This window comes from Rhodocaloribacter litoris (assembly GCF_011682235.2).
Lineage (GTDB): Bacteria > Bacteroidota > Rhodothermia > Rhodothermales > ISCAR-4553 > Rhodocaloribacter > Rhodocaloribacter litoris.
The window spans coordinates 2,493,093-2,517,294 of sequence record NZ_CP076718.1 but is presented as its reverse complement, the minus strand read 5'-3'; the positions used below and the strand labels follow the sequence as shown (position 1 = coordinate 2,517,294).

At 68.4% G+C, this 24,202-nt stretch carries 11 protein-coding genes and 1 pseudogene; 4 read left to right on the top strand and 8 right to left on the bottom strand.

Annotation, left to right across the window (positions count from 1 at the left end; all coding sequences use genetic code 11):
* Positions 1-59 precede the first annotated feature (59 nt).
* Positions 60-1,241: pseudogene (locus tag GQ464_RS10525) on the bottom strand (RNA-guided endonuclease TnpB family protein).
* A gap of 258 nt (positions 1,242-1,499) precedes the next feature.
* On the opposite strand from GQ464_RS10525, the gene GQ464_RS10520 reads away from it, so the two are divergent.
* The 4 genes from GQ464_RS10520 to GQ464_RS10505 all read left to right on the top strand — a co-directional run bounded on the left by GQ464_RS10520 (position 1,500) and on the right by GQ464_RS10505 (position 10,962).
* On the top strand, positions 1,500-3,182 hold the full coding sequence (locus GQ464_RS10520; RefSeq protein WP_166981174.1) for an N-acyl-D-amino-acid deacylase family protein: 1,683 nt from the start codon (positions 1,500-1,502) through the stop codon (positions 3,180-3,182).
* A gap of 237 nt (positions 3,183-3,419) precedes the next feature.
* The gene (locus GQ464_RS10515; RefSeq protein WP_166981177.1) at positions 3,420-5,312 is read left to right on the top strand and encodes a serine/threonine protein kinase; all 1,893 of its coding nucleotides are present in this window, start codon (positions 3,420-3,422) and stop codon (positions 5,310-5,312) included.
* A 45-nt stretch (positions 5,313-5,357) separates the two neighbouring features.
* Entirely contained in the window at positions 5,358-6,260 is a 903-nt protein-coding gene (locus GQ464_RS10510) for a hypothetical protein (RefSeq protein ID WP_166981180.1), read from the top strand.
* A gap of 64 nt (positions 6,261-6,324) precedes the next feature.
* The gene (locus GQ464_RS10505; RefSeq protein ID WP_166981183.1) at positions 6,325-10,962 is read left to right on the top strand and encodes a CHRD domain-containing protein; all 4,638 of its coding nucleotides are present in this window, start codon (positions 6,325-6,327) and stop codon (positions 10,960-10,962) included.
* 86 nt (positions 10,963-11,048) lie between these two features.
* On the opposite strand, the gene GQ464_RS10500 is transcribed toward GQ464_RS10505, so the two are convergent.
* From GQ464_RS10500 to GQ464_RS10470, 7 genes are all read right to left on the bottom strand, one after another.
* Positions 11,049-12,137 carry a hypothetical protein gene (locus GQ464_RS10500; protein ID WP_166981187.1) on the bottom strand — a complete coding sequence of 363 codons (1,089 nt, stop codon included), beginning with the start codon at positions 12,135-12,137 and terminating at the stop codon, positions 11,049-11,051.
* 61 nt (positions 12,138-12,198) lie between these two features.
* Positions 12,199-17,058 carry a choice-of-anchor D domain-containing protein gene (locus GQ464_RS10495; RefSeq protein WP_228350193.1) on the bottom strand — a complete coding sequence of 1,620 codons (4,860 nt, stop codon included), beginning with the start codon at positions 17,056-17,058 and terminating at the stop codon, positions 12,199-12,201.
* Between the two features lie 48 nt (positions 17,059-17,106).
* The gene (locus tag GQ464_RS10490) at positions 17,107-18,429 is read right to left on the bottom strand and encodes a tetratricopeptide repeat protein (RefSeq protein WP_166980237.1); all 1,323 of its coding nucleotides are present in this window, start codon (positions 18,427-18,429) and stop codon (positions 17,107-17,109) included.
* Positions 18,426-19,496, bottom strand: coding sequence for a CsgG/HfaB family protein (locus tag GQ464_RS10485; protein WP_166980239.1), 1,071 nt, complete (start codon positions 19,494-19,496; stop codon positions 18,426-18,428). Before GQ464_RS10485 ends, GQ464_RS10490 begins: the two co-directional genes overlap by 4 nt.
* Before the next feature lie 188 nt (positions 19,497-19,684).
* Positions 19,685-21,640: a serine/threonine-protein kinase gene (locus tag GQ464_RS10480; RefSeq protein ID WP_166980241.1), complete on the bottom strand. Its 1,956-nt coding sequence runs from the start codon at positions 21,638-21,640 to the stop codon at positions 19,685-19,687.
* Between the two features lie 120 nt (positions 21,641-21,760).
* Complete coding sequence (locus GQ464_RS10475) at positions 21,761-22,519, bottom strand: Stp1/IreP family PP2C-type Ser/Thr phosphatase (protein ID WP_166980243.1); 759 nt, start codon at positions 22,517-22,519, stop codon at positions 21,761-21,763.
* A 25-nt stretch (positions 22,520-22,544) separates the two neighbouring features.
* On the bottom strand, positions 22,545-24,179 hold the full coding sequence (locus GQ464_RS10470) for an FHA domain-containing protein (RefSeq protein ID WP_166980245.1): 1,635 nt from the start codon (positions 24,177-24,179) through the stop codon (positions 22,545-22,547).
* Positions 24,180-24,202: the final 23 nt, after the last annotated feature.

Below are 24,202 nucleotides of genomic sequence, written 5' to 3'. Positions count from 1 at the left end.
GCGCTTGAAAGCGGGAGATTCCTGCTTCATCGACCGATGCCATGCAACTGAATAGGCGATCATACATCGCCTGCTGCGCTGGTCTTACTCAGGTCTCCACAGGCTGCAACGGTCGCTCCGACCGCCAGAATGTTCTTCGCCGCGTTCTCGTCGCGGTCGTGTATGCTGCCGCACTCCTCGCAGGTCCAGCGGCGCACGGCGAGCGGCATTTCGGCCCGGATGTGCCCGCACGCGCTACAGCGTTTACTGCTTGGAAACCAGCGATCTACCTTGATGAGCGTACGCCCGTACCACGCGCACTTGTATTCGAGCTGACGTACGATCTCGCCCCAACTCGCCCCCGATATGGAGCGAGCAAGGGTGCGATTCTTCAGCATATTCTTCACCGCAAGGCTCTCGACAGCGATCACGTCGTGGTTCTTGACAAGATCGGTCGTGAGCTTGTGCAGGCCGCGTCACGCGGCCTAAAAGTCGCTACGCCGGTCAGCAATGCGGGCGTGGAGCTTCGCCACTTTTCGGCGCTGCTTCTCCCAGTTGTTGCTCCCTTTCTGCTTCCGGCTGAGAGCTTTCTGCGCCCGACGCAGACGGCGATACGCTCTGCGGAGGTGCCTGGGGTTGCCGCTGCGGAAACCGTCAGAGGTCACAACCACGTCATTGAGCCCGAGATCGACACCGACGCTCTTGCCTGTCTTTCCGCCCGGATCGGCGGGCGGCAGCGGCTCCACGTGGCACCGGCAATGCAGGCAGACGTGGTAGCGACCCGACGGATCGAGCGTCACCGTCACCTTGACGACCTCGCCCTCCGGCTTCCGGCTCCATCGGATCTTGAGCGGTGCCTTCTGCTTCGCCAGCGTGAGTGTCATTGCTTCAGCGTCGAAGCGGAAGGCGCTGCTGGCGTACGTTGCACTCTGTTTTCCACGCTTGCGTTTGAAGGAGGGGTAGCCGCTCCGACCCTCGAAGAAGTTTGTGAAGGCACGTTCGAGGTTGCGAAGCGATTGCTGAAGTACGACGCTGGATACCTCGCCGAGCCACCGTGTTTCTTCCTGCTTCTTGATCTGCGTGAGTTCGACGGCGAGGCTGTTGTAGGTGAGGCTTTTGCCCTCACCGTGGTAGGCGTTGGTTCTACGCTCCAGCCCCCAGTTGTACACCCAGCGGGCACAGCCGAACGTTCGGGCAAGGTTGTCCCTTTGCTCGGCATTGGGGTAGACGCGGTAACGATATGTTCGTATCACCTCGGGCATAGTTACACGCACCCCTATTATGTGCGTAAGGTTCCCCTTCGGTCGTGCCGCCGTCTACAGACGGCGGAGAACTCCCTCACGGGAAGCGGAGGGGGTCCCTACATCCCCGGCTTGAAAGCGCGGGGTTTTGTCCTCCCCTCCACACCTCCCCAATCTCTATAAGACGGCAAATCCATAATTTTCAGCCTGCCTTCCCTTCAACCCGCAAGCTTGCAACCCTCCCGAGTCCACCCTGCGATCTTCCATCCCCGAGACACCATGCTCCGGTTCACGCTGATGCTCCCCGTCCTGCTCGTTGCCGCCTGCACCCCCGCGCCCGAATACGACCTGATCCTCCGGGGAGGGACGATCTACGACGGCAGCGGCAATCCTCCCTTCGCCGGAGACGTGGCCCTCCGCGCCGACACCATCGCGGCCGTGGGCGACCTCGGCCGGGCCCGCGGGCGCACCGAACTCGACGTGACCGGCCTGGCCGTCGCCCCCGGCTTCATTAACATGCTCAGCTGGGCCACCGAATCGCTCCTGCACGACGGGCGGGCACAGAGCGACATCCGGCAGGGCGTCACGCTCGAGGTCTTCGGCGAGGGCTGGTCCATGGGCCCGCTCAACGAGGCGATGAAAGCCGACCTGAAGCGAGGCCCGTCCGACATCACGTTCGACGTCGCCTGGACGACGCTCGGCGAGTATCTCGAACACCTCGAGCGGCGGGGCGTCTCGCCGAACGTTGCCTCGTTCGTCGGGGCCACCACGGTGCGCATCCACGAGCTGGGGTACGCCAACCGCCCGCCCACTCCGGACGAACTGGACCGCATGCGGGCGCTCGTGCGGCAGGCCATGGAGGAAGGCGCCCTCGGCCTGGGCTCGTCGCTCATCTATGCGCCGGCCTTCTATGCTTCCACCGACGAGCTCATCGCGCTGAGCCGGGAAGCCGCCGCCTACGGCGGCATGTACATCTCCCACCTCCGGAGCGAGGGCAACCGCCTCCTCGAGGCCGTGGACGAACTCATCACCATCGCGCGCGAGGCCGGGCTCCCGGCCGAGATCTACCACCTGAAGGCCGCCGGGCGGGACAACTGGCCCAAGCTCGATGCCGTCATCGCGCGCGTGGAGGCCGCCCGTGCCGAAGGACTCCGCATCACCGCGGACATGTACACCTACACCGCCGGTGCCACCGGGCTCGACGCCGCCATGCCCCCCTGGGTGCAGGAGGGCGGCTTCGAGGCGTGGCGGCAACGCCTCCGGGACCCCGCCATCCGGCGCCGCCTCCTCCGCGAGATGCGCACGCCGTCCGACGACTGGGAGAACCTGCTGCGGGCCGCCGGGCCGGAGGGCACCCTCCTCGTCGGCTTCCGGAACGAAGCGCTCCGCCGCTACATCGGCCGGACGCTGGCCGAGGTCGCCGCCGAGCGCGGCGTCTCGCCCGAGGAAGCCGCCATGGACCTGGTCGTCGAGGACAGCAGCCGCGTCGACGTGGTGTACTTCCTCATGTCCGAGGAGAACGTGCGCCGGCAGATCACCCTGCCGTGGATGAGCTTCGGCTCGGATGCGGCCGCGCTGGCCCCCGAGGGCGTCTTCCTCCGCAGCAACCCGCACCCGCGGGCCTACGGCAACTTCGCCCGGCTGCTGGGCCGGTACGTGCGGGACGAGGGCCTCATCCCGCTCGAAGAGGCCATCCGGCGGCTGACGACCCTCCCGGCCACGAACCTGGGCCTTCGCCGCCGGGGCGCCCTCAGGCCGGGCTACTATGCCGACGTCGTCGTCTTCAACCCGTCGACGATCCGGGATCATGCCACCTACGAGGCCCCGCATCAGTACGCCACCGGCGTCGTCCATGTCTTCGTCAACGGCGTGCAGGTCCTCCGCGATGGCGAGCACACCGGCGCCACGCCGGGACGGGTCGTGCGCGGGCCGGGCTGGACCGGCTGGAACGATACGCCATAACACCCCGAACCGCCCCCGGCGGCCCGGTTTCGCGCCGTCCCCGGCAACGCGCCCTGCCCCCGCCACTTGACGAGCCACTTCCCGATCCTTTTACTTATGTCTTATCGGGTCTGTCGTGGACACGCCGGCCGGGAGGAGCGGCCGGGTCGTATCGGTCCATCCCGAGACGTTGCACATCGGGTGAGCTGATCCGGCAAGGGCCCGTGGGAGCCGGGTGCCGGAGCAGCACAATTGCACATGTACGGCGGGACGAACCTCATAGGGCAAACGATCGACGGCTATCACATCCTGCAGGTGCTCGGGCGTGGTGGGATGGGGATCGTCTACAAAGCCGAAGACGTGGCCCTGAGCCGCCCGGTGGCCCTGAAGATCATCGATCCCGCCCTGGCCGGCGACCGGGCGTTCATGCGCCGCTTCCGTTCGGAGGCCAAGGCCCTGGCCCGCATCCAGAGTCCCTACATCGTGGGGATCTATGCGCTTCGCGAAACCGAGGCGGGTCTGTTCATCGTGATGGAGTACGTCGACGGCGGCACCCTGGCCGACCTGATCCACGAGGCCGGTGCGCTCCCGTGGCCGCGTGCCCTTTCCATCGTCAAACAGATCCTGCAGGCCCTGCACCACGCCCACAGCGTCGGCGTCATCCACCGGGACATCAAACCCCGCAACATCATGCTGACCCGGCAGGGGCAGGTCAAGGTGACGGACTTCGGCCTGGCCAAAGTGCGGCGGCACGGGCGTGAAAGCACCGTGACGCGGGGCATGGTCACTACCGCCACCGCCGGGATGGCCGGCACGCTCTACTACATGTCCCCGGAGCAGGTGAAGGGGCTGCGCGAGGTGGATCACCGGGGCGACCTCTACGCCCTCGGCATGACGCTGTACGAAATGCTCGTGGGGCAGCTTCCCTTCGACCGGGAGGACAGCGAGTTCACCGTCATGAAACGGATCGTGGAGGAGAAGCTCCCCCCGCCGACCCGTTTCATCCCGGACCTGCCCCGGCCGCTGGTCAAGGTGGTCACCAGGACGCTGGAGAAGGATCCTGCCCGGCGGTATCAGAGCGCCGAGGAGATGCTGCGCGAGCTGGAGGCGTTCGAAGCGGCGCAGGCTCACCCCCCGGCGGCGTCGCGCCGCCGGGCCGGGGCGTACCTGGCCCTGCCGCTGGTGCTGCTTCTGGTGGCGGTGCTGGGCTACCTGTTCTGGCCGGCGCCCTCCCCGGAGGACGGCCCCCGGACCGTTGCCGCACCGCCTTCCGTCACGGAGCCGGAAAGGCCGGTCGACGAAGGCGAGTCCCCCGGCGAGCGTGACGAGCACACCGGCCGCCCGCCGGCCACGACGGCCGGCGCGAACGAGGCACCGCCGCTCAGCCGCCCCCCCGGAGAAAACACCCCGGCCCCGTCAGAAACCCGCCCGGCGCCCTCGCCCGCACCGGGGCGGCTGGTCGTCCGCTCGGATCCGCCGGGAGCCCGTCTCTTCGTCGACGGCACCGAGCGCGGGGTGACGCCGGCCACGCTGGCGTCCCTGCCGCCGGGCCGCTACGAGGTCGAGTTGCGGCGCGAGGGCTTCGCCCCCTACCGCACCACCGTCGCCGTCGAACCGGCGCAGACGGCCGAGGTCGCCGGGGCGCTGGTGCCGCTCACGGGCACGCTCCGCATCCACCCGAAACCCTGGGGCGACCTCTACATCGGCGATCGGCTCGTGCAGCGCGGCGTCGACTACGCCTACACGCTCACCCTGCCGGCCGGCGCGCACCCGGTCCGCCTCGCCTACTTCGGCGGGCGCGTCTGGGAATCGACCGTGGCCATACGCCCGGACGCCGTCACCGAGGTGACCGTCGACTTCAACCGCGAGGTGCCGGTGAGCATCTCGGCCAAGGACCAGGAAGGCCGGACGATCCGGGGGGCCATCTACGTGGACGGGCAGCCGACGGGCCACACGACCCCCTGGGGCATCCGGGTCGGCGTCGGGCTGCACCGCATCGAGGTCCGGGCCGAGGGCTATACGCCCGTCGAGGTGCGCGACGTCACCGGTGGAGCCGACATCCCCCTCGGCCTTCAGATCAACTTCGACGAACGCACCGCCAACCGGGTGCTGCACGTCATCCTCAAAAAGGACGGATCCGATGATCCATGAGGCACGCGCACAACCTATAGCTCCGAAGATCAACCCCTGACCGCCATGGCCCCCTGCTTCTCGTCCTCCGCACGGCGATCCTCTTTCCTGCTGCGAGCGAGCCTGTGCCTCGCCTCCACCCTCTTCCTGCTGGGCCCGAACGCCGCACACGCCCAGCAGCCGGGCTGCGAGGAGGCGCTCGCCACGGCCGGCCGGCTCTACGAAGACGCCCGCTTCGACGCGGCCATCGACCTGCTTACCCGGTGCCTGCAGCAGCAGGCCCTCTCGCGCAGCGAACAGCCGCAGGCGCTGATCCTGCTCGGCAAGGCCCACATGGCGAAGGGCTTCGAGGAACAGGCGCGGGAGGCCCTGCGCCAGCTCCTCGAACTGGTTCCCGGCTATCGCCCGGACCCGGCGCAGGAGCCGCAGCCCTTCGTGGCACTCGTGGAGGAGATCCGGCGCGAGGTGGCCGCGGAAGCCGCTCCCGAACCGCCGCCCCTCACGGTGAAACCGGCCGCGGAGCAGGGCGACGGGATCCGCAACGTCCGGATACGACATGAAGGGGAAAGCCTGGTGATCACCTACGACCTGACCGGCTCCGCGGACCGGTACGAGGTGGCCTTGCTGCTCTCCACCGACGGAGGCCGGACGTTCCTGCCCCTGCCGCAGGCGCTCTCGGGCGACGTGGGCAGGGACGTCGCCCCCGGCAACGACCGGCGGATCGTATGGGCGGTGTTGCAAGACCTTCCGGACGGTCTCGCCGGCACGGACGGCCGCCTCCGGGTGACGGCGCGGGCCCGGCGCGGCAAAGGGCTGCTCTACGTGCTGGCCGGGGCCGTGGTGGCGGGCGGCGGCGCCACCGTCGCCCTGCTGCTGGGGGGCGGCGGCAACGGCAACGGCGGAGGCAACGGCAACGGCGGCGGGGCGCAAACCCTGCCTCCTCCCCCGGCCCTGCCCTCCGGCAACTGAAGCCGCGCGCCGGGACGACCGGAAAAGGTCAGGCCGGGTACGATGGAAACCGAGACATACTTCCATGATCATGGCTACCGAAAACGCACGTTCCCGCCGGCGCATACCCTCCCTGCTCATTCCCCTCTGCCTGGTGCTTGCGGGGGCAGCCTGGCTCCCGGCCCGGCACGCGGCTGCCCAGGAAACGGAACGGCCGCTCCGCCCGGCTCCCGTCTCCGCGGAGGGGACGCTCCACCGCCAGGCTCCTCTCCCGGCAACGCCTCCCCCCACGCCGAAATCCGGCGCACGCGTGCAGTGGACCGTCCCGCAGGATTCGCTGGTCACCCTCCGGTACGACGACGACCACCTCCACGTCCTCGACGGCGCCGGTCGCTCACGCCTGTTTCTGACCGGTGCCGGCCCCGATGGCGCCGCCGCCACCCGCTTCGCCGTGCCGCCCGGCGCCGTGCTCGACCGGGTGCTCATCGCCCCCTTCTTCCGCAACCAGTTCGCCGGCTTCGACGCCCCGCGCGACGTGGCCGTGACCATCTGGGACGATGCCGGCGGGCAACCCGGCAATGAGCTCTTCTCCCTGCCCGTGGACCTCGGCCCCGCCTACCTCGCCATCGACCCGAACGTCCCCTGCGTCCTGACCGACAACAACTCGACGGACCCCTGTCCCCTTTCCAACTTCTTCGAGGTGGACCTCAGCGCCCATGCCGGCGCGCTGGCCGACCTGCCTTCGGTCATCCATGTGGGCTACAAAGAGCAGGGTCCCGACACCAACTATGTGGTGATCGCGCCTTCACAGTTCTCCGGGGAAAACGTCTCGCACGTCTTCCTCTCCGGCGGAATCCGGGCTGCCCTGTGGGACGTGAGCCTGCAGAACGGGGCCGACATGACCAACACGGTGATCCCCGTGCGCGCCGTCTTCCGCATCGACACCCCCGACTTCGCCATCCACGACACGGGCACGATCCGAACCGCCATCACGGACCAGGGCAACATCGGGTGGACGGGCTTCAACCCGAACGTATTCGCCGATTCCACCTCGGTGGGCGTGGGTTTCGAACTCGACGGCGTCAACCTGCTCTTCGAGGGGGGCTTCCTGATGGGCACCGGCGTCACGCAGATCTCCAGCAGCGTGCGGGGCGCCGGCGGAGACCCGCCGGGCACGGTGCAGGAGGCGGATTTCCGGATGAAGCCCGGCACCGAACTGTTCCTCGGTCCCGGAACGACCACCGCCGAAGAAGGACGGGTCGTGTGGGAGGACACCCCCGCCGACGCTCCCACCGGCGTGCTCGTCACCCAGCAAAGCTATGCGGACACCTCGCCGGGACGGGCCGGCTTCGTCGTCTTCCGGTACATCCTCACCAACACCACCGCCGCACGGATCTCGGGCCTGCATGCGGGACTCTTCTTCGACTGGGACCTGAACGCGGACGCCCGGGACTTCGCACGCTACGATGCGGCCCGGCGGATGAGCATCGTGCAGAACGCCGCGAACGCGCCGGGTATGCTCGTCGGCACGGCCCTCCTGGCCCCGGAAGCCGGAAACATGCACCGTGCCATCGACAACGCCGCCGAGCTGTTCGAAGACGGCTTCACGGACGACGAAAAATGGGCCTACCTGAGCGGCGGGGTGCAGACCCCCGCGCTCGACGCCCTCGACGTCTCGACGCTGAGCGGGGCCGGCCCGTTTACCCTGGAGGCCGGCTGCTCGGCCGAGCTGGTCTTCGCCCTGGTCGCCGGGACGAGCAGCGCCGCACTCGAACAGAACGCCGACACGGCACGGCAGCTGTGGGAGGAGGCTTTGCAGGCGCTGGACACGGGGGTCGGTCCCGCCTTCACCGCCGCCCTGCCGGACACGGCCGTGACCGTGGGAAACACGCTCACCTTCGCCTACCGGGCCGCCCCGAAGGACGCCTGCCCGGCGCCGATCACCTACCGCCTCCTCGAAGCTCCCGAAGGCGCCACACTCGACGCCGAAAGCGGCCTGCTGGCGTTCACCCCCGTCGCCGGACAGGAGGGCACCCACCCCCTCACGGTCGAGGCCTCCGACGGTAACCTCCGCGCCCTGGCCCGGGCCGTCCTGACGGTGACGCCCGCCGGCGGCAACCGCCCGCCCGTGGTCGAAAACCCCATCCCCGACCTGGTCCTCCCGCCCGGCGACACGTTCACGGCCGACCTGACGACGGTCTTCAGCGATCCCGACGGCGACCCGCTCTCCTTCTTCCCCCCCACCCTGAGCGACCCCTCCGTGGCCTCGGCCGACCTCTCCGGCAACACGCTGGTGGTGACCGCCCTGGAGTTCGGAGACACGCAGGTCATCGTGTCGGCGCTCGACCCGAACGACGCGGTGGCCCGCGACACCTTCATGGTGGCCGTCCGCGCCGAGGCCACCTACGAGACCCGGCTTTCCGGCATTCACATGGTGCCCGATGCGGTGCCGAGCACCGGCACCGGCCAGTTTACGGTTCGGCTCAACACCCGGGGGGACACGCTCACCCTCACGGGGTCGTTCGAAGGGCTGGGCAGCACGTATGCCGCCTCGCACCTCCACGAGGCCGGCGTCACCGCCAACGGCCCCGTCCGGATCACGCTCCAGCCCACCCTGGCGACGGACGGCCGCAGCGCCACCTACGAGGCGGAGAACAACACCTTCGCCCTCCCGGCCAACCTGCGACAGGCACTGGAGACGGGCAACCTCTACGTGCTCATCCACTCCGCCACCCATCCGGGCGGCGAGATCCGCGGCCAGCTCTACCTGCAACCGAACAACCCGCCCCCGCCACCGGCCATCACGAGCCCGGAAGCCGGCGCATTCTTCGACGTACAGGCCGATCCCGACGCCCCGTTCCGCGTGACCTGGGAGGCCGTCGACGACCCCGACGGCCACACGGTCTTCTACGCCTGGCAGCTTGCGACGACGGACGACTTCGCCACGCTACAGGTGAGCGAGCGGGCCGGCACGAACACGTCGTTCGAGATACCGTCGAGCACGCTGGACGCCCTGCTGAACGATGCGGGCGTGCAACCGGGCGGCGCCGTGACGTGGTACCATCGCGTCGTCGCCACGGACGGCAGCGCCCCCTCGGCCGGCACACCGCGGCCCGTGACGCTGAGCCGCGGCCCGAACGAGGCCCCAGCCGTCGCCCACACGCCGGCGGCCCCGACCGTCAGCGCCGGGCAGGACGTAACCGTCTCGGCCACCATCACCGACGCCTCCGGCCTCAGCCGGGCCGTGGTGCGCTACCGGCAGGGCGGCACGACCGCCTTCACCGAGGTCGTCATGACACCCTCCGGCAACACCTATACGGCCACGATCCCGGCGAGCGCCGTCACCGCACGCGGGCTGCAGTACTTCATCCGGGCGGAAGACGCGATGGGGCTGGCCACGGACGCCGGTCCCTTCACCCTCCGGGTCCGCATCGAAGGGGAAGGGCTACGCTCCTTCACCCTGACCGGCGGGAGCAACCAGAACGCCTATCGCCTGGTCTCCGTCCCGCTGGCCCTCGACGACACCGCCCCCCGGGCCGTCCTCGAAGACGACCTGGGCCCGTACGACGACACCCGCTGGCGCCTCTTCGGCCTGCGACCCGACCAGTCGTACGCCGAGTTTCCCGGCACCGCCGCCATGACGGCCGGCACGGCCTTCTGGCTCATCGTCTCCGAAAGCACCGCCTTCGACACGGGCCCCGGCACCTCGAACCCGCTGGAGGAACCGTTCACGATCGCCCTGCATGAGCGGTGGAACTTCATCGGGACGCCGTTCGCCTTCGACGTACCGCTGTCCCGGGTCCGCCTGGCCTCCGGGGCCCCCCTGACCCTGCACGCCTACAACGGCGCCTGGTCCGAGCACACCGGCGCCCTCCAGCCGTTCCGGGGATACGCCGTCTTCGCCAGCACCGCAGACGAACTGCTGATCGACCCCTTCGACGGTTCGAGCAAAGCACCGGTCGCGCCGCGGCTGGAGCGCGCCGCCTGGCACATCCGGATCCGCGCCCGCGTCCAGCAAGCCCGGGACGAGAACAACCTTCTGGCTGCGGTGCCGTCGGCGTCGAAAGGCCGGGACGCGTTCGACCAGCCGGAACCCCCCGTCATCGGCGCCTACGTGTCGGTCTATTTCCCGCATCCCGAATGGGATTTCCTCGTGGACCACTTCAGCACCGACGCGCGCCCGGAACCGGTCGAGGCGGAAACGTGGACCTTTGAGGTGCGGACGAACATCGAGGACCGGGTCGAGCTCGACTTCGAAGGGCTGGAGACCGTGCCGGCGTCGTTCGAGGTCTGGCTCGTCGATCCCGACCTGAAGCTCTGGCACGACGTGCGGGCCACGCCGGGCTATGCGTTCGAGGCCACCGGCGAGGACCGCCCGAAACGGTTCGAGCTGATCGTGGCCCGTCCGGAACAGGTGCAGCAACGACAGGCCGAAATGCGCCCGCGGCAGTACTCGCTTCAAAACTTTCCCAACCCCTTCAACCCGGCCACGACCCTTCACTACGGCCTGCCGGAGGAAGGTCCCGTTACGCTGGTAGTCTACAACCTGCTCGGGGAACAGGTGGCCGTCCTGCTCGACCGCACGTGGAAGCCGGCCGGATACCATACGGCGCACTGGGACGGGCGGGACGACGCGGGGCGACCTGTGGCCAGCGGCGTCTACCTGGGCACACTGCGGGCAGGATCCACCGTGCTGACGAAAACCATGGTTCTGGTGAAGTGACACCGCCCCCGCAGGACCGTAGGGCGGGCCACGCAGGCCGTACCGCGCCCCATGCGGCACACCGGACCCGGCGCCGGATCAGGACCTCACGGGACCCAGACGACCGACAGGCCGACCCCGGCCGCGAAGCCGCTGAAGTCACCCAGGGTGTAGACGAAGCGACCGTTCAGGCGGGTGACGCGCGAGAGGGCGAACTCGGGAAGCACGCCGAGATCTACCAGCGTGGCGCGGTCGAACCGGACGGTTTCGTCGAGGAAGCGTCCCTGCACGAGCGCACCGATCGCAAAGGTTCGGTTCACCGGATGGTGGTAGCTCCCGCGTACCAGGAGCTGCGCGGGCAGAACTCGCAGCTCCCGCGCCACGCCGCCGGCCGCCGGAAAGGTGCTTCGGCCGGGGCTGCGGTACCGCACGACGAGCCGCCACGCACGGAACCCCTGGTAGGCCAGCAACTGGCCGGTGAGGGTCACCTTATCTCCCTGCTCGAAGACCTCCACCTCGTCGAGCGCGTCTTTCCCGTAACGGGTATAGCTTGCGTCCAGCGAGAGGTTCACCGTCTCGCGCAGGCGATAGTCGATGCCCCCGGTGAGCACGAGCTCATCCCCGGGGTCGTAGTCGCCGCCGGCTGCCTGTGGTCGGTAGGGGCCCCGGTACTGGTACGACACCCCCAGCCCGGCGACGACGTCCTCGCCGATCGGGCGTGCCCACACGATCCCGGGGGCAAGGTTGAAGCCCTGCCCGAAGCCCGGCACGTAGAAGTCGAAGTAATGCTGGCTCAGCATCACGGCCGTCTCGAACTCGTCCGTCGTCAACTCGCGTTTGCCGCTCGGCAGGTTGAGTCCCAGGCTCAGCACCAGGCTGCCCTCGCCCAGCGCCGGCGTGTAGCTGAATCCCAGCTGCACGTCGCTGATGCCGCTGAGGCTCGCCAGCGTGTTGCTGCTGGCCGAGGCCTGGCTCGCCCGCACCGTGACCCCGGCGGTCCGGCCCAGCGGCACCGCGACGAAGAGCGGAATGCTGACCTCGGAGAGCCGGACCTCGTCCCGGGTGTAGTGCTGGTACCACCCGCCCAGCGACACCTGGACGGACTGTTCCTCTCCGGTGAGATACACCGGGTTTTCCTGGGCCCATCCGGGCACCACCAGACCGAACGCAGCAAGCAGGCTGAGCAAACGTTTCACAGGCTTTTTCGGCAAAGATGAAGGAAGATCGACTGCCGGGGGCGACCCGGCAGCAGGCGTGTCATCGGAGCAGCACCATCGTCCGCGACGCCGTGAAGGCACCGGCGCGCAGCCGGTAGACATAGACCCCGCTGGCCACAGGCCGGCCGCCCTCGTCCCGTCCATCCCAGATCACTTCGTACGACCCGCCCCGCTGGTGCCGGTCCACGAGCGTGCGCACCCGCTCGCCCAGTACATTGAAGACCTCGAGCGACACCGGGCTCTCCCCGCCCAGGCTGTACCGGATGAGGGTCGTGGAATTGAACGGATTGGGATGGTTCGGCTCCAGCGAGAACGACGGGGCGAGTGAGACCCCGTCGGCCCGGCTCTCGGCGAAGTCCTCCGTTCCCATGATCAGGCGCAGGCGCCGCACCGGTCGTTCGGGGGACAGGGTAACCGCAAAGCGCCCCGTTTCCGCCGGGAGCACTTGCCCTTCGTCCCGGTCCAGCACGTACAACACGAACCCGGCCGGCCGTGCTCCGTGCTCGACGAGGGTCACGAGGACCGTCTCCGCCCCCGACCCGGGCAGGGCCGCCGAGACCTCCAGGTCCCAGGCCGCGCCGCTTTCCGGTGCCCGGACGAACCGGCTGAGGTAGCGACGCCCGTTCTCGACGATGCTGAGCTGCACATGCGGGCCGATGCCGGGAGGCTCGCGCAGATCCAGCGAACCCCATCCGGCCATCGTCGCACCGGCGAAGCCGACGGCGTTGTACGTATCCCGGAGACCGTAACGAGGCACTTCCGCCATCAGCTGCACGGCAAAATCCGCGGCCTGCCAGGGAAGCGGAACCTCCTTGGCCGCCACCTCACCGGCCTCGACGGGCGGGATCGATAGCATCACGGGCCCGGCTCCCGGGTTGAAGACGAAGTAGCCCTGCCAGGGCTGGAGCACAGAACGGTTCGGCAGGTATTGCTGCCCGTCGAAGGCATGGGGTCCCTCCAGCACCCCGCCGGCCTCCGTGTCGTCCACGGCCACCGGGAACGCGAAAGGATTACCGATCTGGCTCCACCCGGGCGGAAGGATAATCACAAACGGGCCGGACAGATCGGTCGAAAGGCCGTTGTCCACATCAAATCCCTGGCCGTCTCGCGTGATGAGCCAGAAGGCCCGCCCGCCGGAGAACCCGTCCTCCAGGCCTGGAAACTCGGCATACGCTTCAGAGGCCGTCGCCCAGCGCAGCACACGCCACCGGGCCGGGTCGTAGGTGCCGTAGTCGTCGGCCAGGACGGCGGGAATGCCGGGATCCGCCAGTTCGAGCGGGACGGAGACCAGCGCATACGTCTCCGGCCGTAGCGGCAGGAACGACGCCGGCACTTCGGCCGGCACGTGGTCCACCTGCACGCGGATCTGTTCCGGGTGCCCGGTCGGATCCTGCGGGGGGATCGTGACCACCTGATCCTCCCGCACGAACTCGGCATAATACTGCACGCCGCGCAGTGTCATGGCTTCCGCCGGAATGGCGCCGCCGTACTGATTGGCGTCGGGCAACAGATCGGTCGTCTCATAGGTCCGCCGCCCACCCACGCGGTAGAAGAGACGGGCCGTGGTCGGTTCGAAATCAGGAGGCAGGACGAACCGGACATCGACGGCCGTATTCACCACCCCCAGAACCGGCGATTCGTTCTGGATGGCCGCCCCGCTGCCGGCCAGGACCACATCCCGTTGCGGCTGCTCGGGATCGTCGGACCGGATGCGCAGCACGGCCGCCTGCTCCCCGCCCGAGCGCGGCGCAAACTGCACGGCCAGCGTGCGCTGCGCCCCGGGCTCCAGCAAGAACGACTCCCCTGCCTCGACCAGGCTGAACGCAGCGGCTCCGGCCCCCTCGATCGCCAGTTCCGACACGGCCAGCACGTCGTCCCCGGCGTTGGAGAGCTCGAGCGGAAGGCCGGTCGACAGCCCGACGACCACCGTGCCGAAATCGAGCGAATCCGCCGACACCTGCATCTGAGGAGCCACCCCCTGCCCCCGCAGCGCCACCGTCTGCTCGGGGGCTTCCGTCTCCGGTGCCTGGACGCGCAGGGTGGTCGCCTGCACCCCGCGCGCCGCAGGGGCGAAGCTGACGGCCACCTCACGCGCCTCGCCGTCTTGCAACACAAAGGAAACCCCTCCCTCGAGGTCGAAGCCCGCCTCATCGTCAAGGGACAGCGCCAGGACCAGCGAACCGGCCGTCCGGTTCGTGACGGTGAAGGTACGGCGCTGCGTCTGGCCGACCCGTACCGCACCGAAATCGAGCGTATTGTCGGACAGGATGAAGGAGGATACGCCCTGCCCGCGCAGCAACACACGCGACGACCCACCCGGATCGTCACTCGTGACCTCCAGTTCGGCCACCTGCTCCCCCAGACGCCCCGGAGCAAAAACCACCTCCACCGGAAACGACTCCCCCGGCGACAGCGTCGCCGGCACGGAACCCACCATGAACGCCCCGGCATCGTCCCCCGTCAACGTCACCTCGAAAACCGTCAGGGAAGCCCCGCCCTCATTGGCCAGCGTCAACTCCTGCCTCACGGAATCCCCGACGGCCACCTCACCGAAATCCAGCGCCTCGGGCGAAAGCGTAAGCCGGCCAAACCCGCCCTCCCCCTCAAGCGGTATGGCGATACCGGCAGATTGTTCGCCGCCCGTGAACATCACGAACAGTGTGCCGTTCTGCGTGCCCGGGAAGGTCGGCGCGAACGTGACCGAAACGTCCCGGCTCTCCCCCGGCCCGAGCACAAAATCACCCCCCGGACTGGCCGTGTACTCGATCGTCTCCTCCGAAGAACCCAGGGCATAAATGTTGTCCACCGTGACCGACAGCTCCAAACTCGGATTCCGCAGCGTGAGCGTCCGCACCGCCGACGACCCGACCGCCACAACCCCGAAAGCAAGCGAAGACGGGCTCGCCTCGATGACCCCCGTCCCGAAAAACGAAACCGTGTAGAGGTTCTCAAACTGGTCCCAGACCTCCACCGTGGCCGAGCGAAACCCCACCCCCGTCGGGGAAAACGTAGCCTCCACCACGAGGCTCTCGCCGCCGGCAAGCACGATGGGGGGCGAGGTGAAGTCCGTCTGCGGATCGACCTCATAGGCCGAACCGGCCGGCGTGACGCCGAGCGAGGCAATCTCCACGGGGCTCGACGTGATGTTCGTGACCGTGAACGACAGCGCCCTGCTCGTCGTCATGACCACCTCGCCAAAGTCGAGCGTATTGTCGGACAGGATGAAGGAGGATACGCCCTGCCCGCGCAGCAACACACGCGACGACCCACCCGGATCGTCACTCGTGACCTCCAGTTCGGCCACCTGCTCCCCCAGACGCCCCGGAGCAAAAACCACCTCCACCGGAAACGACTCCCCCGGCGACAGCGTCGCCGGCACGGAACCCACCGTGAACGCCCCGGCATCGTCCCCTGTCAACGTCACCTCGAAAACCGTCAGGGAAGCCCCGCCCTCGTTGGCCAGCGTCAACTCCTGCCTCACGGAATCCCCGACGGCCACCTCACCGAAATCCAGCACCTCGGGCGAAAAAACCAGGCGTGGTGCCAGCCCCGTGCCCGAAAGCGCCACTTCCCGGCGACCCACGTTCCCCTCCAGCACCAGCATGGCTTCATACGCCTGCCCCGACGACGGCGCAAACGTCACCGGCAACGCTTCACTTGCGCCCGGCGCCAGGCTCAACGACGACACCCCCACCGCATACGCCGAGGCCCCCGAACCCTCTACCCCGATCGACGCCAGCTCCACCGTCCCCTCCCCCTCGTTCGACAAAACCACCTCCGCCGTCGCGGAGTCCCCGACGGCCACCTCACCGAAGTCGAGCACCGACGGCGTAATATTCAGCACCAGCACCACCCCCTTCCCCGAAAGCGGCACCCGGTGCTCCCCCGACGGATCGTCGCTCGTGACCACCAGTTCGGCCATCTTCTCCCCCGGACTCTCCGGAGCAAAAACCACCTCCACCGGAAACGACTCCCCCGGCGACAGCGTCGTGCGTGTATCGCTTACCTGAAACGCGGCCGCATCGCTGCCGTCGAGCGCCAGCCCCAGGATCGTCACCGGGGAGGCCCCCTCGTTCTGAAACGTGACCACCAGCCCGGCCTGATCTCCCACGGCTACCTCTCCGAAATCCAGCGAGCCGGGACTGAAGGCAAGCCGCGCCTCGGCTCCTTCGCCGCTGAGCGGGATGCGGATACTGGCAAAGCTGTCGTTGCTGCTGAAACTCACGTACAGGTCGCCGTTCTGCGTGCCCGGGAAGGTCGGCGCGAACGTGACCGAAACGTCCCGGCTCTCCCCCGGCCCGAGCACAAAATCACCCCCCGGACTGGCCGTGTACTCGATCGTCTCCTCCGAAGAACCCAGGGCATAAATGTTGTCCACCGTGACCGACAGCTCCAAACTCGGATTCCGCAGCGTGAGCGTCCGCACCGCCGACGACCCGACCGCCACAACCCCGAAAGCAAGCGAAGACGGGCTCGCCTCGATGACCCCCGTCCCGAAAAACGAAACCGTGTAGAGGTTCTCAAACTGGTCCCAGACCTCCACCGTGGCCGAGCGAAACCCCACCCCCGTCGGGGAAAACGTAGCCTCCACCACGAGGCTCTCGCCGCCGGCAAGCACGATGGGGGGCGAGGTGAAGTCCGTCTGCGGATCGACCTCATAGGCCGAACCGGCCGGCGTGACGCCGAGCGAGGCAATCTCCACGGGGCTCGACGTGATGTTCGTGACCGTGAACGACAGCGCCCTGCTCGTCGTCATGACCACCTCGCCAAAGTCCAGGAAAGTGGTCGAGAGCGAGAGGGGCTCCTGGTTCTGGGCTCTGGCGACGGAGCCGGCAAGGCCCCAGACCAGCAGGAGCGCAAGCGCCGGTAAGCGGGCCGGTACGGGGCAGGGGCGAAGCATAGGAAGGGGGGCTAGCGAGGCAAAGACCGTGAAGCGATGTACGGTGCGTCAGTTGCCGCGCGATGGCGGGGGCGGGGGGTCGGGCAGCGTGGCGGTCGTACTGCCGGCCTCTTCGGCGGGATTGCGATTGTCCTGGCCGGGGACGAGGGACGCTCCGATGCCGCCGGTGAGGTGCCGGAGCCGGCTTCCCATCGGATCGACGGTGGGGCCGGCCGGAGTGAAGAGGGCGGAGAGTGCACCTTCCACCGGGCCGGCCACCGTAACCTGTCCTTCGGCCTTGTCCGCCCGGTCCGCCGCTTCGGTGAAGGCGGGGTCGAGCCGGGCAGCCTGCTGGTAGAATGCGGCGGCGTCTCCGTAGGCGCCGGCATCTTCCCGTTCGAGGCCCCGGCTGTAGGCCAGAAAGGCCTGGAGGTTCTGGGTCGGGATGTACTCGATACGCTGTCGTTCTTCGGGGGTGAGCTGGACGCCGATCCGGTCGAGGAAGCTGAAGACCAGGGCTTTTTCCAGTTCGAAGAGGCGGCGTAGCGCATCGGTCTGAGGGTCGAGTTCGACCGTTTCCTCGTCTTCCCACACGGTGGCGTCCAGCCGCAGGTCGTCGTCTCCGAGCACGTTGTAGACGCCGCCGAGGAGGCGCCCGGCTCCCATCAGGCAGCCCACCCGGGGGGCCGTGCCGGGATCGAAGAGGGCGGTCTGGGCCAGGTTGATCTCGTCGATCAGCTCCTGCAGGCGCACGCGCTCGACCACGCGCAGGCTGTTCACGTGGGTGAGATCGATCGTGATCATTTCGGCCAGCCCGCGCCCCAGGGCCGCGTAGCGCTCGTCCTGCCCCTGGTAGACCAGGGGATAGACGCCGACCACGCGCGGCTCTACCGGCTCCAGGCAGGCGGTGTCGCCGCGGGCCCGCAGCTCCTGCTCGCGCCGCAACCGGTCACGGACGTCCTCTTCCATCATCCGGCGCACGACCCACTCGTACCGGCCGGCCATGAGCTTGCGGTACTTTGACGCCCTGGAGACTTCGGGATACTTCTCGTAGAGCCGCAGAGCCGACTCCCGTTTGCCCAGGGCCTCGTTCACCATACCCAGGTGGAAGAGCGTGGCCGGATCGCCGGGATCGCGGGCAAAAGCCATTTCCAGGTATTCGCTGGCCCGCCCGTACTGCCGGGTACGCAGGTAGATGATGCCGAGGTCACGCAGGGCTTCGGCGTCGTCCGGGTTGCGGGCGATGCGCTGCTGCAACTGCTCGATCCGGCCTTCGTGGTCGGTCAGGTCTTCTTCCACCGGGACCGTAGCGCACGCGGCCCCGCCCAGGACAAGGAGCACCCCCGCCAGCAGCGCAAGGAACCGTGTGGGAAGGCATCTGAAACGGATCATGGCCGCTCTCCTTCGGACTTCTTACCCTCGCCGCCCGTATCGGACGAGGCAATGGCCGCCAGCATCGGCTTCAGGCTCTCCGCCTTGATCCGGGCACGGGCATAGCTGGGATCGTACTCCTGGGCCTGGAGGAATTTCTCGTAGGCGGCCCGGTAGTCGCTCCGCTCGAGCAACTGCAACCCCTCGGCATAGGCCCGCATCGCATCGATCGACTTCGTCTCGGTCCGGCTGCCGATCTGGGTTTCGGACACGGCGCTGTTGACGGACCGGGCGATCCGCAGGCTCAGGTCTTCCAGTAGCTTGTAGAACTCCTTGGCTTCTCCTTCGACGCTCTCGCCGAGCAGCACCTCGCCCGTCTCCACCTTGACCACGCGCGCGCTCAGCCGCATCTTTTTGCCGGTGACGTAGATCCCGCCGAAGACCATGGCGTGTGCGCCCATGAGCTTGCCCATCCGGACGGCGGTGGACTGATCCACCTTGGAGAGATCACGCTGAAGCTCCAGCTCCTTCAGAACCCATTGCAGGTTCTCCCGCTCCACGAGCTTGAGGTCGGTGGCCCCGCTGAGCTGTTCGATCATCATCGAGGAGAAACCCCACTGCATCGGATCCCACCGGTCGTGGTCGTCCAGGGCATAGTTGCGGAAGTCCAGCACGGCCAGGGTGCGCATGCCCGGGTCTTCTTTCGGTACCTCCAGCGAGCCCCGCTCCTCGAAGTAGATGTTCACGAGCGGCGGCGGCTCGACGTCCGGATCCAGTTCGACGAGCGGCGGCTGCAACGCCAGCAGGTCGGCGATGGCCTTGCGGGCCTCCTCATGCATGTTCCGGGCGATGTAGGCACGGCCCAGGTACTTCAGCGCCTCCCGCCGGATCGCCTTGTCCTCGTTCGGGTCCTGCGCGAGCCGGGCAAAGAGGCGGGCGGCTTCGTCATACTCGCCCTCGTTGTACACCGAGATCGCCTGCTCCAGGGACGCGTCGGACCCCTGCCCGTACACCGGCAGGACAACCAGGCACGCCAGGTACAGCCCGGCAAGCAGACGGCATCCATACGATACCCTTGTGCGGTTCATCTCATTCCTCCATGTGCTTGTTGGGAACATCAAAGCCCGCATGCGACGCATACGCATTGCCAGGCGGGCACGGCAGCCATGGGCCGGCCTCCCGGCCGGGATACGGCTCCGCGGGGAGATCCCCCCTCCCTTCGGCCGTCGAAAGGACCGGACGAGGCCGGGGGCTGTCGAAAATCATGGGCAACAGGTCAGGCATCGCGCTTCTGGATGTAGAACACCAGCCGGTGGGACGGCGGGTCGAAGCCGGGCGAGACGGTGAGGGTCTGCGGGCCGGGATCGACCGGGGCCCCGTCCCGTTCCACCCGGACGAGCCGGTATCCCGTCCGTTCCACATGCACGACGTGCCGGCCCGGTCCCAGCGTCTCGGCCTTGTCCGTCATCATGCCCCGTTCCTCGCCGTCGACGTAGATCGTGGCCCAGATCGGATCGCCGCTTTCCTGGCGAACCTGGATAACCAGCTCTGCCTCGAAATGATACGTCAGGGCCTTCCGTTCGCCGGGATTGACGCGGACGGTCTCGGTGCGCTCGCCATAGACGGGGTGGATGAAGGTCACCCGCTTTGGCCCGGCGCGCACGGTGCAGGCCTGCCCGGCGACACACGTCTCGCCCTGCACGGAGATCGTCCCGCTCGGGGACACGTTCAGCGTGAGGGTGGCCGTGGCCGGCGGCGGTTCTTCGTCCGTTCCTCCCCCGCCACCGAGCGGGCGCAGCCGTACCTCGACGACCCGCGTCTCGCCGGCCGCGAGGCGGTACGTGTCGCGCCAGGTTGCGTAACCGTCCCTGCGAACCTCGACGCGGTGCTCGCCGGGCGGCAGGTCCAGTCGTTCCGCCAGCTCCGAGGCACGCCCGACCGGCTCGCCGTCGATGAAGACCTGGGCGTCGGGCGGATCGGCCCGGACCGCCAGCGAGGCGGACGTCACCGCCTCGGGCAGGGTCAGAAAGAGGGTGAGCGACCGGCCGGCGAGCACCGCAACGGTGGTGTCCACCGGCAGGAACCCCTCCTTCTCGACGCGCAGGGCCAGGGTATCCCGGTCCGCCGGCACGGCGTGCTGGACTACCGGCGTCTCCCCGATGCGGGTACCGTTGACGTAGACCGTGGCTCCGGTCTCGCTGGCACCGACGGTCAGGAGCGCGGTGGGGGCGGCTTCGGGCCACAGCAGCCAGGCCGCCACGGCCAGCAACGCCACCCCGACGGCTCCGCCCACCAGGATCAGGGGGCGCCGGCGCCCCGCTGAAGACGGCAAGGCAGCCCGGTTCCGGTGTGGGGGCGCCACCACCGTCGCCTCATCCCCGGCCGGAGAAGCCTGCAGGCGCGCAAAGGCTGCCCGCATCTCGGCGGCGCTCTGATACCGCTGGTCCGGCTCCTTTTCCAGCGCCTTCATCACCACACGCGAGAGTTCCTCGGGCAGGTCCGACCGGTATCTGGACGGAGGCGGAAACGATTCTTCGACGATCGACCGCATGATGGCGAACTCGCCGCTGTCGCGGTCGATGGGCAGTTCGCCGGCCAGCATCTGGTAGATCGTCATGCCGAGGGAGTAGAGGTCGCTCCGGTGGTCGAGGGTGGTGAGGCCTTTGACCTGCTCGGGAGACATGTAGTAGAGGGTGCCGGCGATGCCCTGCGTGACGGTGCGGTTGGCGTCGGCCTGGCTGAGCTTGGCCAGGCCGAAGTCGGTCACTTTCACCCCTCCCGAGCGGCTCAGCATGATGTTGCTCGGCTTGATATCCCGGTGGATGATGCCGACGCTGTGGGCATGCTCCAGGGCGGTGAGCATCTGCGCCACGAGGGGCAGGGCCTGCTGCCACGGAATCGGCCCGGCCTGGAGCCGATCCGTGAGCGTGCCGCCCTCGACATACTCCATGACGATGAAGAGGCCGTGTTCGGTCTGCCGCAGGGCGTGCACGCGCACGATGTAGGGGCTGTCGATGCGGGCCAGCGCACGCGCCTCCGAGCGGAAGCGCCGCACGAAGGCCTCGTCCCGTGCCAGGGCCGGGTCGATCATCTTGAGGGCAACCAGGCGCGAGAGGGCCACGTCCTCGGCCTTGTAGACAATGCCCATGCCCCCGCGACCCAGCACCTCCAGGATCCGGTATCCGTCAACCTCTCGCCCGACCAGCGGATCGGCAACCTGTCTCTCTACCATCACATCTCTTTTGATAACAGTATACTACGCAGGAAGACAACTAACAACCGGCCCCCACCCCGGCAGGAGGCAGGCCGGACCGGCACGAAGCCCCGTGTGCACCCTCCGGGGCCGGCGTCGCTATCCCACGGCGACCACGAGCACGGTGACATTGTCCGGGCCGCCGCGTTCGTTGGCCATCCGGACCAGCTTCTCGCTGGCTTCCTGGGGCGGCAGGGCCTCGACCACCTCCCGGATCTCCGCCTCCGAGACCGGCGCCAGCCCGTCGGTGCAGAGCACGAACGTCTGCCGCTCCTGCACCGGCAGGTTCTCCAGCACATCGACCTGCAGCGTGGGCTGGATGCCGAGGGCCCGGGTGAGGGCATGGCGTCGCGGGTGATGCTGGGCCTCGTCGGGCGTGAGGATGCCCTGGCCCACCAGCTCGTTGACGAACGTGTGATCGCGGGTGAGCTGCCGGATGCCCCGGGCATCGATCCGGTAGGCCCGGCTGTCCCCGACGTGGGCCATGTGGGCGTGCTCGCCGTCCAGCACCAGGGCGGTGCAGGTCGTGCCCATGCGTTCGGGCCCCGTGCTTCCCTGCTGCGCCCGGGCATAGACGCGGGCGTTGGCCTGCTCGAGGGCACGCCGCAGCCGCTCTCCGGCGGGCCCGCGCCGCCCGGCAAAGTAGACCTCCCGGATCACCTCGACGGCCAGGTGACTGGCCTCCCGGCCATGGGCATGCCCCCCCATCCCGTCGGCCACGACGAAAAGGCGCTCCCCGGCCTCCTCACCGGCGGGAAAACACCCGTAGGCATCCTGGTTCTCGGTCCGCACGCGCCCGACGTCGGAGCAGGCTCCGACCCGGACGGGCGACTTACGGTTGGGTTTCCACCATCTCATAGGGTCCTTTCGTGGTCCGCCGCGCCTATCCGGTCGACGGAGCGGGCTGGTCCTCGGGCCGATCCATGTACGGCAAGAGCGGGTTGTCGAAATCGAAGCCGAAGTGCCGTGGATCCTGACCAATGACGGCCGCAGCGAAGATTTTCAGGACATAATCCTTCGTCTCTTCGGGCATCCGGTCCGCATATTCGGTCAGGAAGCGCCAGTAGGTGCGGGCATGGGGGTCTTCGGGAATATCGGCAAACGCAACGTCGAGGACGGCGTGGGCGTTCGGGAGGTCCTCCAGCTTTCCGATGACACGGTGCTCGCCCCAGTTATAGGAGGCCATCACGAGCAGGCCCGAAGCCTGTGCCGCCGTGCTGTAGATGTAGCGCAGGTAGCGGGCCGCGGCATCGGTGGCCTTCACCGGATCCAGGCGTTCGTCCTGGGGATCGGCCCAGGCCAGGTCGGTGCGTTCGCCGACGTCGAGCCCGTAGAGGCGGGCCGTGCTGGGGATGAACTGCCACATGCCTTTGGCCCGGCCCCAGCGGGTCGGCGGCCCGATCCGGTCGGCAATGAAGTCGCTCTCCTGCAGGGCCAGGTAGAAGAATTCCGGCGGCAACCCGTAGCGCGTCATGGTCTCGACGATGAGCCGGGTGTAGCCGTTCTCTTCGGCCCGCCGGACGGCTTCGACGAAGCGCGGGCGGCCCGGTCCCAGCCAGTAGTTGCGGATCGTGGCCTTCACTTCCCGGATGAAGCCGGCCGGCAGGGCGAACTCGCTTTCGTTGAAGATCCGGGCGGTCTTGTAGATGAGCCGGTCTTCGTCGCGCAACCGGCGATAGACCCCGAACTCCCGGACGTAGCCGTCGTAGCGCGCGGCCATGCGCTCGCGCTGGGTCTGGATGGCCTCCAGCTGTTCTTCGAGGGCTGCGTTGCCCTCGGCCTCGGCCACCTGCCGGAGCTTGGCGATCGTCAGGTCCAGTTCGCGCATCTCCATGAAGAGCTCGGCGGCGCGGCGCTCCAGCCGCCGGTTCTCGATGGCCTGAAAGATGGCATAGCCGGCCACGACCAGGAGGATGACCAGCACCCCGCCCAGGAGGCGGGCGTACTGCCGCCGCTGCTTCTGCTTGACCGTCGCATAGGCCTGGCGGATCAGGCGGGTGCGCTCGCCGGCAGGCCCGGCGGCCGCCTCATCGAAGTAGCGGGCGATGATCTTCGAGAGGGAGGAATCGGGAGGTGGGGAGGACGGCGTAGCGTCCGGGAGAGAGGTCCCGGAGACGGCCCGGATCGTTCTTCCGAAGCCGGTCGGTCCGGTTTCCGGAAGCAGGGTGGGCACGCCGGCTTCCCGGTGTGCCGTGCCGGCGGCCGCCGCCGGACCGGTTTCCCGCCGTGCCGGATCCTCCTCGACGGTGAGGCGCAGCACCGGGGCGTTGCGCCCGAGCTGTACGACGGCCTCGCCTTCCAGGGGGGCGCGGCGGGTCTTCCGGCCGTCCACGTAGAGGCCGTTGGTGCTGTCGAGGTCGCGGATCCACCAGCGGCCGTCTTCCAGGGCCACCTCGGCGTGGATGCGGCTGACCAGCCCCGAGTCCAGGTGCACGTCACAGGAGGGATCGCGCCCGATCGTGAAGGACTGCGCGAAGCGCCATCCCGAGACCTGCTGCGCGGCACCCTCCAGGTGCACCCGTATGCACGATGCTTGAACCT